The organism is Streptomyces pseudovenezuelae (genome assembly GCF_029892565.1).
In the GTDB taxonomy this organism is placed as follows: Bacteria; Actinomycetota; Actinomycetes; order Streptomycetales; family Streptomycetaceae; genus Streptomyces; species Streptomyces pseudovenezuelae_A.
On the sequence record NZ_JARXVH010000004.1, the window covers coordinates 388,166 to 403,244 of the forward strand.

Consider the following 15,079-nt stretch of genomic DNA (forward strand, 5'->3'; position numbering starts at 1 on the left):
GAGCGAGAACTACCTACGCGACCGAGCCGCCCGCGCAATGATCACAACCGCCTTCTCCAACGCGTACTCAGGATCGTCCCCGCCCCCCTTGACCCCCGCGTCCGCATCGGCCACGGCCCGCAACGCGACGGCCACCCCATCAGGCGTCCACCCCCGCATCTGCTGCCGGACCCGATCGATCTTCCACGGCGGCATCCCCAACTCCCGCGCCAGATCAGCGGGCCGCCCACCCCGAGCAGACGACAACTTCCCGATCGCCCGCACCCCTTGGGCCAGCGCACTGGTGATCAACACCGGCGCGACCCCGGTCGACAACGACCACCGCAACGCCTCCAACGCCTCAGCCGCCCGCCCCTCAACCGCCCGATCGGCAACGGTGAAGCTCGACGCCTCGGCACGCCCCGTGTAGTACCGCCCCACCACCGCCTCGTCGATCGTGCCCTCGATGTCGGCGACCAACTGAGAGACGGCGGCCGCCAACTCCCGCAGATCGCTCCCGATGGAATCGACAAGCGCCTGACAAGCCTCGGGCGTGGCAGATCTCCCGGTGGCCCGAAACTCACTCCGCACAAACGCCAGCCGATCCGCCGGCTTGGTCATCTTCGGACAGGCCACCTCCCGCGCCCCCGCCTTGCGCGCGGCATCGAGCAGCCCCTTGCCCTTGACCCCGCCCGCATGCAGCAGCACCAGGGTGATCTCCTCGGCGGGCGCCCCGAGATACCCCTTCACATCCTTGATCGTGTCGGCGGACAGATCCTGCGCATTGCGTACGACCACGACCTTGCGCTCCGCGAAGAGCGACGGGCTGGTCAACTCGGCAAGGGTGCCGGGCTGCAACTGGTCCGAGGTGAGGTCACGTACGTCCGTGTCGGCGTCGGAGGCCTTGGCGGCGGCCACCACCTCCTGCACGGCACGGTCGAGCAGGAGGTCCTCCTGGCCCACGGCGAGCGTCACGGGGGCGAGAGGGTCGTCATCAGCAGTCTTCCTGGCCATTGCGACAAGCATGGCACGCGGCACTGACAACGAACGCCCTCAGTGCACTGCGCCAACCGCAACGGCCGGCAGCCCTACGGCTCCTCGCGCCACCCGTCCCACTCCCCGGCGAACGCGTCCAACTCCGCCGGATCCAACCGCCCCGCCTCGTCCCGCAGCACGACCAGCCACTGCGCGTCCTCGGCATCGTCCTCACCGGCCAGCGCGTCCCGCACCAACTGCGGCTCCTCGGCGACAGCGAACCGCTCCCCGAGCGCCTGCACCGCCTCCTCGGCGGCATCACGATCGGGCAGCACCAGCACATGTCTCACATCACTCACGGGCCCATTCTCCGGCACCCCGTGAGCACCGGACGCACGGCCCGCCCCCCGCTCACGGGTCAGCCCTTGCGCACGATCTGCACGTCGAGCTCGATCCGGATACTCGGCCCCACCACCGCGATCCCCCGCGCCAGCATCGTCTGCCAACTCACCGTGAAGTCATCGCGATGCAGCTCGGTCGTGGCCCGGAAGGCCCCCCGCACCTCGCCCTCCATACCGTTCCCGAGGCCGAGGTACTCCGTGTCCAGGGTCACCGTGCGCGTCACCCCGTGCAACGTCAGCGCCCCGGTGACGGCCCACCGATTGCCGCCCTTGTGCACACACCGCTCGCTGTAGAACTCGAGCGTCGGGAAACGGTTCACGTCCAGGAAGTCCGCCGACCGCAGATGGTCGTCCCGCATCCGCACATTGGTGTCGATGGACGCCGCGTCGATCACCACATGCATCGCCGACTGTCCCACCGGATCGACGATCCGTATCGCCCCGGCGAAGGTGTTGAACCGCCCGTGGACCCGCGCGAGGCCGATGTGCCGTGCGGTGAAGGCGATCGAGGAGTGCGCCGGCTCAATGTCCCAGTCACCGGCCGCCGGCAGCTCCAGGGGCTGCGCCACCTGAAGGGTCACATCGCCGAACGAGGCGAGCGTGCTCGCCGCGACGGTCGCACTCGCCCGGTACGGCGTGTACCCCTCGGCCGACACCGCCAGCCGGTACTCCCCCGCCGGCACCGCGGTCACGAACGCCCCGAAGGGGTCCGTCTCGCCGCACACCACCTTGCGCCCCTGGGCGTCGCTCACCGCGAACTCCGCATGCGTCACCGGCTCGTTGACCGGATCGAGCACCCGACAGCTCAGCACCCCGGCACTCGGCGGGGTCTGCACCGCCGCCAGGGGACTCGACCGTTGCACCCGGTTCGTACGGTTTCCAAGCCAGCGGCCGAACATCAACGCCACCTCTGCACGCCTCGACATCACTCTTGCCGAAGATACATTCGATCACCGTTGCGGCTTTCGAGGCAACTCGGGACCACATCGCGGGAATTAGCCATACTGGTCGGTTTTCCGCACAGTTGGCACACAGGTGAGTCCGATCCCGAACCGATCCCGGTAGACCGCCAGCACCTCCTCGTCCGTGTCCAACTCCCGCTCCTCACGCGCCCCGTCCCCGCCCGTCACCTTGAGGGTGCGCCCACTGAGCGTGATCCTCCCGCCGTCCTCCGCAACCCGCGAACACACCAGCGACCGCGTGAAGTGCGAGACCGGGGAGGTACTGTGCCACCAGGCGCCGGCGACAAAGTCACCGAGTACTCGGGGCCGCGTCTCAATGCGGTACTGGGGCTGTCCGTCCCGCACGACGTCGAGGTCTCCCGTTTCCCCCGCCCCCACCCCCTCCCCTTCCGCCGCCTCCGTCTCCGCCTCGACGATCCGGAACACGCCCCCCGGATCCACCTGCTCCCCCCGCTCCCCGAACGCCAGCGGATAGTGACTGTGCGCCCCGAATCCGACGTCGGCCAGCCACTCGCTCCCGTCCACCGTCCGCACCCGCAGCGCGAGATGGTCGTACGGGATCCCGAGCCGCCCCTCGTCCCCGTGCACCCGCGCCGCGAGCAGCGTGACCTCGAAGCCGAGCGCGGTGAGCAACGCCCCGAACGCCCCGTTCAGTTCGTAACAGAACCCACCCCGCCGCGCCCCCACGACCTTCTCCACCAACCGCGCCTCCTCCAGCACGATCTCCTCGCCGAGATGAACCGAGAGGTTCTCGAACGGCACAGCCCGCAGATGCCGCAGATGCAGGTCGCGCAGCACGTCGACAGTGGGTTCGGGAGGCGAACCGACGGCGGGTTCGACGGAGCCCGCCGGGCGCTCGATTCCCAGTCGGCGGAGGTAGGCATCGATCTGTACGGAGTCCATGCGGCTCAGTCTCTCGCCACCCGCACCTCCTCGCCCGTCCCCGTGACCGCCAATGCCCCGTCCCGGTCGGTCCGCAGCACCACCGCGCCGAGGGCGCCCAGCGCCGCGACCGTGCTGGGGGCCGGGTGACCGTAGGTGTTGTCCGCCCCGACGGAGATCAGCGCGAGCCGCGGCGCCACCACGCGTATCAACTCCGGATCTTGGTACGCCGACCCATGATGGGCGACCTTCAACACGTCCACGCCGGCCACCGAAGCCCCCTCCGGCGATCTCAACAGCGCCTGCTGGGCCGGGGGTTCGAGATCGCCGAGCAGCAGGAGGCGCAGTCCGCCCGACCGGACGAGCAGGGTGACGCTGGCGTCGTTCGGCCCGTCCGGGGTGGGCGCCCCGGGAGGCGGTGGCCACAGCACCTGCCAGGACAACGGCCCGGTCCGCCGTTCCTCCCCGGCGACAGCCTGGGCGAGCGGGATGTGTCGGGCCGCCGCCTCCTTCCGTACGAACTCGACCTGGTCCGCCGGTTCCTCGAACCCCGTCGTCTCGATCGCCCCGACCGCACGCCCGCGCAGCACACCGGGCAGCCCGGCAACGTGATCGGCGTGGAAGTGGGTCAGCACGACCAGCGGGATCCTGGTGATACCGAGCGTGCGCAGGCACCGGTCGACGAGCGCCGGGTCGGGTCCCGTGTCCACGACCACACCGGTGCCCTCGCCCGCCGCGAGCACCGTGGCGTCGCCCTGGCCGACGTCGCACATCGCGAACCGCCATCCCGGCGGCGGCCACCCCGTCACCACCCTGGTCAACGGCGGCGGCTGCACCACGACCAGTACGAGCAGCACCCCACACACCCCGCACCACCACGGATGCCGGAGCAGCCATCGGCCGGCGAACAGGACGACCACCGTGACCAGTCCGAGCAGTGCCGCCCCGCCCCAACTCCCCGGCCAGTCCACGCCCCCACCCGGCAGCGCGGCCCCGGTGCGGGCGACCCCCGCGATCCACCCGGCGGGCCAACTCGCGCACCAGGCCAGCACCTTGGCCACCGGCAGCGCCAACGGAGCCGTCGCCAGCGCCGCGAACCCCAGCACCGTCGCCGGGGCCACCGCCACCTCCGCGAGCAGGTTGCACGGCACGGCCACCAGACTCACTCGCGCCGACAGCACAGCGACCACGGGCGCACACAGCGCCTGCGCCGCAGCCGCCGCGGCCAGCCCCTCGGCCCACCTCGCGGGCACCCCGCGCCGTCGCAACGCCTCGCTCCAGCGCGGCGCGAGTGTGAGCAGGGCGCCGGTGGCCAGCACGGAGAGCAGGAAGCCATAACTCCGGGCCAGCCAGGGGTCGTACAGCACCAGCAGCAGTACCGCTGTCGCCAGCGCCGGGATCAGCGATCTGCGGCGCCCTGTCGCCAGCGCCAGCAACGCGACCGCTCCGCAGGCCGCGGCCCGCAGCACGCTCGGGTCGGGCCGGCACACGACGACGAACGCGAGCGTCAGTGCTCCGCCGAACAGTGCCGTCGTCCGCAGCGAGATGCCGAGCCGCGGGGCGAGGCCCCTGCGCTCCGCCCGTTGGGCCAGTCCCGGTGGCCCGATGAGCAGGGCGAGGATGATCGTGAGGTTGCTCCCGGACACGGCGAGCGTGTGCGCCAGATCCGTCTCCTTGAAGGCCTCGTCCAACTCGGGCGAGATCCGCGAGGTGTCCCCGACGACCAGCCCCGGCAGCAGCGCCCGGGCATCCCCCGGCAACCCGTCGGTCGCCTCCCGCAGCCCCGCACGCAACCGCCCCGCGAACCGCTGCGCCCCCGACGGCCCCTCCACCACCTGAGGCACCGCCTGCCCACGCACCCGCAACACCCCCGCGACCCGATCACCCCCGACCAACGCCGGCGCCAACCGCCCGACGACCCACAGCCGCGTGGAGGGCAGCACACCGAGCCACGGCGACTGGGCCGGGCCCTTGGCTGAGGGCGCGCGGCCGACGCCGGTGGCGGTGGCGGTGTCAGCGGGAGGCGTCCTACCGGCACCGCTGCCGACGCCGATATCGACGATCACCAACACCGGCGCCCGCGTCCTCACCTCCGTCCCGCCCGTCTCCCGAACCCGCCGCACCTCCCCCTCGATCACCACGGACGCCGGCGCCGCCTGATCCCCGCTGATCCGCGGCCGGGTGAGCCGTGGATCACCGGTGACCTCGACCTCGGCGTTGACGGTGGCGTAGCGGTCCGCCAGGCCAGGCACCGGCCCCCGCCGCACATCGGCTCCGTGCAGCCCGGCGGAAAGGGCAGCCGCGGCGACGCAGAGCAGGACGGCGGCGGCCAAGACGCGTGGCCATGCCGCACCACCCCCGACCGCCCTACTCCGACGCAGGAGCAGCAGTACTCCCGCCGCGACAAGGCACCCGACGGTGACCCCGGTGACCCACGTCTGCGACGCGTCCAGCATCAACGCGGCCGTCACCCAGGTCGCCAGCGCGGGCGGTACGAGCCGCAGATCCGTCGGCCCTTCCTGCCGGGGATGGGCATCGCCGAGCCGCTTCCCGGAGGCGGCGTGAACGGCCGACCGCTCGTCGGAACCGGCCGCGCTCATGGCCGTACGAGATTCCGGAGATCGGCGAAGCGGCGGTCGCCGATGCCGTTGACCTCCCGCAGCTCATCCACCGACCTGAAGCCACCGTGCTGGGTGCGGTAGTCGATGATGTGCTGGGCCAGCACCGGCCCGACGCCCGGCAGTGTGTCGAGCTGGTCCACGGTGGCCGTGTTCAGAGCAACCGGGGCCGCGGGACCCGCCCCGGAGCCGACCGAACCCCCCGCCGCTCCGGGCACCACCCCCGGAGCAGCGGCGACGGCCGGACCGCCAACGACCACCTGTTCCCCGTCCACGAGGAACCGCGCCCGATTGAGTCCATCCGTACTCGTCCCCGGCCGCACCCCGCCCGCCGCACGCAACGCATCGGCGACACGCGACCCAGCCGGCAGTCGATGAATCCCGGGCTCCCGGACCTTGCCGCTGACGTCCACCACGATCTCGGCACCCGCCGCACCGGCCACGCCCGCCGTGTTCGACACACCGGCCGAGCCCGCCACGCCCGCCGAGCCCGGTGGCGCGGACTCCCCGCCCGCCCTCCCCGCCCCGAACGGAGCCCCCGCCCGCACCACCTCGGGCGCCCGCACAGACTCCGTCCGACCGGTCCAGAAGTGCTGCACGGCGAACACGGCAGCGACCACGAGCAGCACCCCGAGCGCGACCACACTCCGCCGCTCCATCCCACACCGCGCCTGCACCCACAACGGCATCCGCTCCCGCAACGCAGCCCCAGCCCGCCCGCGCCAGGCGTCCACCGGGCTTCCGGCACCGAGGTCGACAGGCACCGCCGCAGCCACCGAAACCGGCCCCGCCGCCTCACCGTCGTCCCCCACCGGCGGCCCAACTCCGGGCTCCCGCCACTCCTCCACGCCGGCGCGCCCGGGAAACAACACCTCCGCCCGACGCCGGAGTTCCTGCGCCGACGCGTGCCGCTGCCGAGCCCTGCCCCTACCCGTACTCCGGGACGGTTGGCGGCGATGGCGAGTCCTGCCGTCGGAAGCAGGACCGCGGCCCGGCCCGCTGGTCACCGTCGCTGTGCGTGATCGTGATCGAAGTGCCATGCGACGAGGATCGGACACCCGCCACCATCGCGATGATCTTGCTCAATTCCCGGGGATTACCGCCCAGTTGTGGATAACTTCGCCACCCGCACGAGTGAGCCTCAGCATCATCGAGGCGAAACCACGGCCCCCAACAACCCAGGCCCCGTATGCGCCCCGATCACCGCCCCCACCTCACTTACATGCAGATCCGCCAACCCCGGCACCCGCGCCCGCAGCCGATCCGCCAAGGCCGCCGCCCGGTCCGGCGCAGCCAGGTGGTGGACCGCGATGTCGACCTGCGCGCTGCCGGCCCGGTCGGCCACGATCTCCTCCAGGCGGGCGATCGCCCTGGACGCCGTGCGGACCTTCTCCAGGAGTTCGATGCGGCCGCCCTCCAGCTTCAGCAGCGGCTTCACGGCCAGTGCCGAGCCCAGCAGGGCCTGCGCGGCGCCGATGCGGCCGCCGCGGCGCAGATAGTCGAGGGTGTCGACGTAGAAGTAGGCGGACGTGCCGGCGGCGCGCTTCTCGGCCGCCGTGACCGCCTCGTCCACCGTGCCGCCGGCCTCCGCGGTCTCCGCCGCGGCGAGTGCGCAGAAGCCGAGGGCCATCGCGACCATCCCGGTGTCCACCACCCGCACCGGCACCGGTGCCTCGCGCGCCGCGAGGACGGCCGCGTCGTAGGTGCCGGACAGTTCGGCGGAGAGATGGAGGGAGACGATGCCGGTGGCACCCGCGTCCGCTACCTTGCGGTAGGTCTCGGCGAAGAGCTGGGGGCTAGGGCGGGAAGTGGTGACGGGACGCCGCTTCTGCAGCGCCTGGGCCAGCGAACGGGTCGAGATCTCGGTGCCCTCGTCCAGCGCCTGATTGCCGAGGACCACCGTCAGCGGCACCGCAGTGATGCCGTGCCGCTCCATCGTCCGCGGCGGCAGGTAGGCCGTTGAATCGGTGACGATCGCGACATGGCGGGACATGAGCTGGAGGTTACCTGCCGTAGCGCCTGGACGGCAGCCCGGGCCCGCTCACCTGGGCAGCCTTTGACCGGATCAAGTCGTGCTCCCGGATCAAGTCGTGCTCTCCGGATCAAGTAGTGCTCTCCGGGCGGGGCTTCTTCTGCCAAGGGTAGGTGGGGCGCCGGCCGGGCGGGGTGATGGCGGTCCGGGTCGGCTCCTCGGCAGGGCGCGAGCCGGGGGTCTCCGGCCAGGTCTGCTGCGAGGCCGCCGCATCTGCGGCCGGTGCCTCGGGCCACGGCGTCGGGGTGCCCTGCGGCTCCGCCTTCGTCCAGTGCCGCAGGGCGCCGGCCTCCATGTCTATCTGTGAGCTGAGCGAGTCCAGGTCGTCCTCGGCGAACCGGTGGGCCCGGTCGCGGACCGCCCAGCGCAGGGCGTCGGCCGATTCCGTGATGCGCGCGGTGCGGCCACGCAGGTCGGGCAGTCGCTGGGTGAGGGTGGCGCGGTCGGGGTCGGACTCCAGGCGCCTGAGCTCGCCGTCCAACTCGTGGCCGTGCGCGCTGAGCCGCTGGAAGAGGGCGACGGACTCCTTCAGGGACTCGTCCGCCGGCGCACCGGCGCGCAGCGCGTCCTGGGTGGCGCGCATCGACGTACGCAACTGCAGGCGCAGTTGGGCGACCTCGCCGGCCGGGCCCTGCTGGACGAAGGACCTGGCGCGCAGGGCGTGGTCCTCGACCGTGCGGCGGGCCTCGCCGATGGTGCGGTCCACACCGCGCTTGGCGGCGCCGATCACCTTCACCGTCGCGTAGGCACCGAGCACCAGGAAGAGCACGAAGAGCAGGGCGAACACTGCGATCACGGCTTCCACCACACTCCTCCTCCGGCGTCGCGACGGACGTCGCGCCGCTCTTCCACGGTAAACGCAAAGAGCAGGCCCGGAGTTCCAGAAAAACCCCGAACCTGCCCGTAGGGGACTACCCGGAGACGTACCCACGCCTCCGGTACCCACGCCCACCGCTTCTACCGCGGAGCGCTGCGCCTTCTACCGCGGAGCGCTACGCCGGAACGATGTTCACCAGCTTCGGCGCCCGCACGATCACCTTGCGGATACCCGCGCCCTCCAGCGCCGCGACGACCTTCTCGTCGGCCAGCGCGACCTTCTCCAGCTCCTCGTCGGAGATGGACGGGGAGACCTCCAGGCGTGCCTTGACCTTGCCCCTGATCTGCACGACGCAGGTCACGCTCTCGTCGACGACATAGGCCGGGTCGGCGACCGGGAAGTCCTGGTGGACGACAGACTCGGTGTGGCCCAGCAGGCGCCACAGCTCCTCGGCGATGTGCGGGGCCAGCGGCGCGACCAGCAGTACCAGCGGCTCGGCGATGGCGCGCGGCAGCGAACCGCGCGACTTGGTCAGGTGGTTGTTCAGCTCCGTGACCTTGGCGATGGCGGTGTTGAAGCGCAGGCCGTCCAGGTCGTGGCGCACCCCGTCGATCGCCTTGTGCAGGGCGCGCAGCGTCTCCTCGTCGGGCTCGGCGCCGGTGACGGTGATCTCGCCGGTCGCCTCGTCGACGATGTTGCGCCACAGCCGCTGCAGCAGCCGGAACTGGCCCACCACCGCGCGCGTGTCCCACGGCCGCGAGACGTCCAGCGGGCCCATCGCCATCTCGTACAGGCGCAGGGTGTCGGCGCCGTACTCGGCGCAGATCTCGTCCGGAGTGACCGCGTTCTTCAGGGACTTGCCCATCTTGCCCAGCAGCCGGGAGACCTTCTCGCCCGCGTAGTAGTACTCGCCGTCGCGCTCCTCCACCTCGGCGGCCGGCACGGCGATGCCCCGGCTGTCGCGGTAGACGAAGGCCTGGATCATGCCTTGGTTGTACAGCTTGTGGAACGGCTCCGCCGAGGAGATGTGCCCCAGGTCGAACAGCACCTTGGACCAGAAGCGGGCGTACAGCAGGTGCAGTACGGCGTGTTCGGCGCCGCCGACGTACAGGTCGACGCCCCCGTGCGGCTGGCCCTCGCGCGGGCCCATCCAGTAGCGCTCGATCTCCGGGTCGACCAGCTGCTCGCTGTTGTGCGGGTCCAGGTAGCGCAGCTCGTACCAGCACGAACCGGCCCAGTTGGGCATGGTGTTGGTCTCGCGGCGGTACTTCTTGGGGCCGTCGCCCAGGTCCAGGGTGACGTTGACCCAGTCCGCGTTGCGGGACAGGGGCGTCTCCGGGGAGGTGTTCGCGTCGTCCGGGTCGAAGGTGCGCGGCGAGTAGTCCTCGACCTCGGGCAGCTCCAGCGGCAGCATCGACTCGGGCAGGGCGCGGGCGGTGCCGTCCTCGTCGTAGACGATCGGGAAGGGCTCGCCCCAGTAGCGCTGGCGGCTGAACAGCCAGTCGCGCAGGCGGAAGTTGACGGTGCCCTGGCCGATGCCCTTGCGGGCCAGCCACTCCGTGATGCGGGCCTTGGCCTCGGCGACGGGCAGGCCGTCCAGGGAGACCTCGTCGTTCGAGGAGTTGATGATCTTCGCGTCGTACGACCCGAACGCGTTCTCCCACGTCGACGTGTCCGTGCCGCGGCCGTCGGTCGGCTCGACGATGCAGGTGATCGGCAGCTCGAAGGCGCGCGCGAAGTCGAAGTCACGCTGGTCGCCCGCCGGTACGGCCATGATCGCGCCGGTGCCGTAGCCCATCAGTACGTAGTCGGCGATGAAGACGGGCAGCCGCTCGCCGTTGACCGGGTTGGTCGCGAACGCACCGGTGAAGACACCGGTCTTGTCCTTGGCCTCGGCCTGCCGCTCGACGTCGGACTTGGCGCCGGCCTGCGCGCGGTACGCGGCGACGGCCTCCGTCGGGGTGGCGTGACCGCCGGTCCACACGTCGTGCGTGGACTGGGGCCAGGCGGCCGGCGTGAACTTGTCGACCAGCGGGTGCTCGGGCGCCAGCACCATGTAGGTCGCGCCGAACAGGGTGTCGGGGCGCGTGGTGAAGACGGTGATGTTCTCCCCGTCGACGGGGAAGTCGACGCGGGCGCCCTCGGAGCGGCCGATCCAGTTGCGCTGCTGCAGCTTGATGGCCTCGGGCCAGTCCAGCTCGGTCAGGTCGTCCAGCAGCCGGTCGGCGTACGACGTGATCCGCATGTTCCACTGGCGCAGCTTGGCCTTGAAGACCGGGAAGTTGCCGCGCTCGGAGCGGCCGTCGGCGGTGACCTCCTCGTTGGCCAGCACGGTGCCCAGACCGGGGCACCAGTTGACCGGCGCGTCCGAGGCGTACGCCAGGCGGTACTCGCCCAGGACGTCGGCGCGCTCGGCGCCGCTCAGCTCCTGCCACGCGCGCGTGGTGCCGTCTGCGCCGGGTACCGCACGCTCCCCGGTCTCGAACTGGGCGATCAGCTCGGCGATCGGCCGGGCCCGGTCCGCCTCGGTGTCGTACCAGGAGTTGAAGATCTGCAGGAAGATCCACTGGGTCCACTTGTAGTACTCGGGGTCGATCGTGGCGAACGACCGGCGCCTGTCGTGGCCCAGGCCCAGCCGGCGCAGCTGGGACTTCATGTTCTGGATGTTGGACTCGGTGGACACGCGCGGGTGCGTGCCGGTCTGCACCGCGTACTGCTCGGCGGGCAGGCCGAAGGCGTCGAAGCCCAGGGTGTGCAGGACGTTGTGCCCGGTCATGCGCTGGAAGCGGGCGAAGACGTCGGTCGCGATGTAGCCCAGCGGGTGGCCGACGTGCAGGCCCGCACCGGAGGGATACGGGAACATGTCCATGATGAACTTCTTGGGCCGCGCGACGATCGCCGGGTCTCCGGCCAGGTCACCCTTGGGGTTCGGCGCCGCGTACGTGCCCTCGGCGTCCCAGAAGTCCTGCCAGCGTGCTTCGATGTCAACGGCCATGGCAGCCGTGTAGCGGTGCGGCGCCGCCACCTCGGAGGCGGCAGCGGGGTTCGTCTCGCTCATGATCCTCAAAGCTCCATCGATCGTCTCTGCCGGCGGCTGTATCGTCCAGGCTGTTACATCCACCAAATGAAAAATCCCCTCGCACAGGAGGGGATGCCACGCCGATGCCGACCTGCCGGTTGTGGCGGTCGGGACTGATCAGCGCGGCCCGCTAAGCAGAAGGCGTACGGCACGCATGCGGTCAGAGTACCGCAGCACTTGAGCACGCCGCGACGCGCTTCCGTATGGCTTGTAGACACGACCGCCGCACGGTTGAAACTGATCTATGGCCAACGGTTACTTCGCGTAACAGATGCTAAGGGACATCACAACAGGCGCGTGGCCTTTTATAACAACGCAATAACTCAAACCTCGTACCGATCGGTATGGCTCCACTTAGAGTGCGGCAGCGGGACCGCTTTCCCGAACTGCTCGGAGTTGCCCCCATGAACGCTCGTCGTAGTAACAGCTCGCTCCCCAAGCCAGGCCGGTCGGCCTATGGGGTGGCGTCCGCTCTCGTCCTGCTCCTCATACCCGTGATCGTGCTGGTGGGAGGTGACCGCTTCCGCGACTTCCTGAACTTCGGCGCGGGAGTGCTGTGCCTCGTCTCGCTCAGCTGTTCGGTGATCTGGGGCCTGGTCGCCCAGGACCGGATCCTGCTGAACACGCGCCAACGCATCATCGGGCAGGCGGTGCACCGGACGACCTCGGTCGCCTCGATCGCGTTCCTGCTGCTGCACATCACCACGAAGATCGCGCTGGACCACACCCAGTTGATCGCCGCGCTCGTCCCGTTCTCGCTCGGCGTCACCGGAAGCGCCGGACTGATCGGCATGGGCTCGCTGGCCGGCCTGCTGATGATCTTCGTGGGCGTCACCGGCGCCCTGCGCAGCAACTTCGCGGCCCCGGCCCCGGTCGCGGCCCGCTGGCGCGCGATGCACATGCTGGCGTACCCGGCCTGGGGCCTCTCGCTGGTGCACGGCCTCTACGCGGGTCGCGCGGCGAAGTCCCAGTTCACGATCATGTACAGCCTCTGCCTGATCGCCGTCATCGCGGCACTGGCGCTGCGCGCGGCGCCACGGCCGGTCAAGCGCAAGGTCACCGACCGGATCATGGCCGTCCTCGGTACAGAGGAGCGGCCCGGGCGCGAGGAACTCGAAGCGAGCCGGGCCCGGATGGCGGAGACCTCCGCAGGCTCCCGCTCCGGCTCCGCACTGCCGGGCTACGAGAACACGAGGGCGCCGATGGCGTCGCCCACCGACCCGGCGAACCGCCCGTCCCCCTCCTACTACGACGCCCCGTCGCGCACCATGAGCCCGGAGTCCACCGGCGGTTTCGCGGCCGCCTACCGGGCCGTCACGCCCCCGCAGACCGGCCAGCAGCCCTTCGACCAGACCGCCCGCATGAACCTGCCCATGGACGTGCAGGACACGGGGTCGTTCCAGCGGGTCGACAACGGCACGAACGCCTCGGGCAGTTGGCCCGTCCCGACCCCGCCGCCGCTCGGTGAGGCGCCCCCGTCGGCATACGACCCGTTCCAGGACACGGGATACAACATCCCGACCTATGGCAATCCGGGCAACCCCGGGTACGGCGGAAGTGATGCGTACAACACCGGTGAGTCAACTGGTGCCTATGGCACGTATAACCCGGACGACACGTACAACAGCGGTCCCGCCAATGAACCATCACCCGGCTCGTCATTCGACGCGCCGGGATCGGGCGAACCTTGGAACACGCCTTCCGGAGGCTATAGGTGAACGAGGCCCTGCCCGACGTACCAGAAGTCCGCGTGGTCGGGCTTCCCCAACTCACGTCAGGCTTCGACCTTGTCGAACGACTCGACCTGCCCATGCACCTCAAGGTGCACGGCCCGCTCGAACCCCTGGGCGGCGAGCAACTCGCGAAGCTCGCCGAGAACATCAACCTGAAGGGCCGCGGCGGCGCGGGCTTCCCCTTCCACAAGAAGCTGCGCTCGGTCGCCGAAACGGCGATCAAGCGCGGCGTACGGCCGGTCGTCGTCGTCAACGGCAGTGAGGACGAGCCGGCCTGCCGCAAGGACACGGTGCTCATCAACCGTGCCCCGCACCTCATCCTGGACGGCGCCCTGTTGGTCGCCGAGGCCCTGGGCGCCCGCACGCTCGTGGTGGGGGTCACCCGGGAGTCGACGCAGCGCTCGATGGAGGCCGCGCTCGCCGAACGCGGCCTGAGCAACAGCCGTCGCTCCGCGCTCAAGGCGTTCGTCCAGCGCAACCCGGTCCGCATGGTCACCGGCGCCGCCGCGTCGCTGATCCGCTCGATCGACGGCGGTCCGGCGATCCCGCCCGGCCGCAAGGTGAGCGCCTCGCAGAACGGCGTCGGCGGCGCCCCGACCCTGCTCTCCAACGCCGAGACGTTCGCCCAGTTGGCGATCGCCGCCCGTATCGGCCCGGAGCGCTACGGCAACACCGGTCTGTACGACGAGCCGGGCACCGTCATGCTGACGGTCTCCGGCGCGGTCGCGCGCCCGATGGTGATCGAGGTCCCCACGGGCGTACCGCTGCGCTACGTCCTGCAGTTGGCCGGCGCCCCGCCGGTGCCGCAGGGTGTGCTGACGGGCGGCTACCACGGCAAGTGGATCGACGCGGCGACGGTCAACGAGGCGATCGTCTCCCGCAACTCCCTGGACGCGGTGGGCGGTGCGCTCGGTGCCGGCGCGATCCTGCCGATCACCCAGGAGACCTGTCCGCTGGGCGAGTCGCTGCGCGTGGCGCAGTGGCTGGCGGAGGAGAGCGCGGGACAGTGCGGTCCCTGCTACCTCGGCCTGCCCGCCGCCGCGCGCGGCATGGAGGACATCATCAACGGCGGCGGCCCGGCCGCCCTGGAAGCGCTCAAGCAGGTCGCCAAGAACGTGAAACGGCGCGGCGCCTGCTCCCACCCCGACGGCTCCGCGATGTTCCTGGAGTCGACCATCAAGGCGTTCACCGACGACCTCGCGGCACACGTCCTCGGGAACGGCTGCGGACGGCCCGTGGAGGGCGTTCTGCCGCTCTTCGAGGGAGGCAGGACACCCGCGGGCATCACCGGCGGCGCGGACGCCGGAGAGGACAGCGGCGGCAGCCGGCAGAAGATCTACGTCGACTGGACGCTGTGCCGGGGCCACGGCCTGTGCGCGGACATCCTCCCCGAGGTGTTCCAGCTCGGCGCCGACGGCTTCCCCACGGTCGCCCAGGCGAAGGTGCCGCAGTACGCGGAGGCGAAGGCGCTGCGCGCGGTGCGCCGCTGCCCGGCGCTCGCCCTGCGCATCGAGGAGGACACCCGTCCGCAGGCACCCGCCCGCAACCTCCCGGTCCTCTCCCAGGGCCGCGGCCGCCGCGCCCTCGGCCGCTGACACGCA

The 15,079-nt window shown here is 71.0% G+C and carries 11 protein-coding genes; 2 read left to right on the forward strand and 9 right to left on the reverse strand.

The genetic code is table 11. The features are described 5' to 3' along the window. Window positions 1–9: 9 nt before the first annotated feature. The 9 genes from holA to leuS form a co-directional block, all read right to left on the reverse strand. Window positions 10–993: a DNA polymerase III subunit delta gene (holA, locus tag M2283_RS14580; protein ID WP_280876614.1), complete on the reverse strand. Its 984-nt coding sequence runs from the start codon at window positions 991–993 to the stop codon at window positions 10–12. A 74-nt stretch (window positions 994–1,067) separates the two neighbouring features. After that, entirely contained in the window at window positions 1,068–1,313 is a 246-nt protein-coding gene (locus M2283_RS14585) for a hypothetical protein (RefSeq protein ID WP_280876615.1), read from the reverse strand. A gap of 59 nt (window positions 1,314–1,372) precedes the next feature. After that, window positions 1,373–2,254, reverse strand: a complete 882-nt coding sequence (locus tag M2283_RS14590; RefSeq protein ID WP_280876972.1) for a YceI family protein — start codon at window positions 2,252–2,254, stop codon at window positions 1,373–1,375. A 96-nt stretch (window positions 2,255–2,350) separates the two neighbouring features. Further along, entirely contained in the window at window positions 2,351–3,220 is an 870-nt protein-coding gene (locus M2283_RS14595) for an arylamine N-acetyltransferase family protein (protein WP_280876616.1), read from the reverse strand. 5 nt (window positions 3,221–3,225) lie between these two features. Continuing rightward, entirely contained in the window at window positions 3,226–5,799 is a 2,574-nt protein-coding gene (locus tag M2283_RS14600; RefSeq protein WP_280876617.1) for a ComEC/Rec2 family competence protein, read from the reverse strand. Beyond that, on the reverse strand, window positions 5,796–6,857 hold the full coding sequence (locus M2283_RS14605; RefSeq protein ID WP_280876618.1) for a ComEA family DNA-binding protein: 1,062 nt from the start codon (window positions 6,855–6,857) through the stop codon (window positions 5,796–5,798). Before M2283_RS14605 ends, M2283_RS14600 begins: the two co-directional genes overlap by 4 nt. Window positions 6,858–6,964: 107 nt before the next feature. After that, window positions 6,965–7,810, reverse strand: a complete 846-nt coding sequence (locus M2283_RS14610) for a DegV family protein (protein WP_280876619.1) — start codon at window positions 7,808–7,810, stop codon at window positions 6,965–6,967. A gap of 109 nt (window positions 7,811–7,919) precedes the next feature. Next, a complete protein-coding gene (locus tag M2283_RS14615) occupies window positions 7,920–8,654 on the reverse strand; it encodes a hypothetical protein (protein WP_280876620.1) in 735 nt (244 codons plus the stop codon). A 187-nt stretch (window positions 8,655–8,841) separates the two neighbouring features. After that, window positions 8,842–11,724, reverse strand: coding sequence for a leucine--tRNA ligase (leuS, locus tag M2283_RS14620; protein WP_280876621.1), 2,883 nt, complete (start codon window positions 11,722–11,724; stop codon window positions 8,842–8,844). 425 nt (window positions 11,725–12,149) lie between these two features. On the opposite strand from leuS, the gene M2283_RS14625 reads away from it, so the two are divergent. Continuing rightward, entirely contained in the window at window positions 12,150–13,463 is a 1,314-nt protein-coding gene (locus M2283_RS14625) for a cytochrome b/b6 domain-containing protein (protein WP_280876622.1), read from the forward strand. Then, window positions 13,460–15,073, forward strand: a complete 1,614-nt coding sequence (locus M2283_RS14630; RefSeq protein WP_280876623.1) for an NADH-quinone oxidoreductase subunit NuoF family protein — start codon at window positions 13,460–13,462, stop codon at window positions 15,071–15,073. The genes M2283_RS14625 and M2283_RS14630 overlap by 4 nt, the downstream gene beginning before the upstream one ends. The last annotated feature ends 6 nt before the right edge of the window (window positions 15,074–15,079 follow it).

What these genes read in the sequence shown, in the direction of transcription:
- M2283_RS14600 (WP_280876617.1), bottom strand. Translation starts at nt 5,799, where the DNA reads ATGAGCGCGGCCGGTTCCGACGAGCGGTCGGCCGTTCACGCCGCCTCC.
- M2283_RS14625 (WP_280876622.1), top strand. Translation starts at nt 12,150, where the DNA reads ATGAACGCTCGTCGTAGTAACAGCTCGCTCCCCAAGCCAGGCCGGTCG.
- M2283_RS14605 (WP_280876618.1), bottom strand. Translation starts at nt 6,857, where the DNA reads ATGGCACTTCGATCACGATCACGCACAGCGACGGTGACCAGCGGGCCG.
- M2283_RS14610 (WP_280876619.1), bottom strand. Translation starts at nt 7,810, where the DNA reads ATGTCCCGCCATGTCGCGATCGTCACCGATTCAACGGCCTACCTGCCG.
- M2283_RS14595 (WP_280876616.1), bottom strand. Translation starts at nt 3,220, where the DNA reads ATGGACTCCGTACAGATCGATGCCTACCTCCGCCGACTGGGAATCGAG.
- M2283_RS14590 (WP_280876972.1), bottom strand. Translation starts at nt 2,254, where the DNA reads ATGTTCGGCCGCTGGCTTGGAAACCGTACGAACCGGGTGCAACGGTCG.
- leuS (WP_280876621.1), bottom strand. Translation starts at nt 11,724, where the DNA reads ATGAGCGAGACGAACCCCGCTGCCGCCTCCGAGGTGGCGGCGCCGCAC.
- holA (WP_280876614.1), bottom strand. Translation starts at nt 993, where the DNA reads ATGGCCAGGAAGACTGCTGATGACGACCCTCTCGCCCCCGTGACGCTC.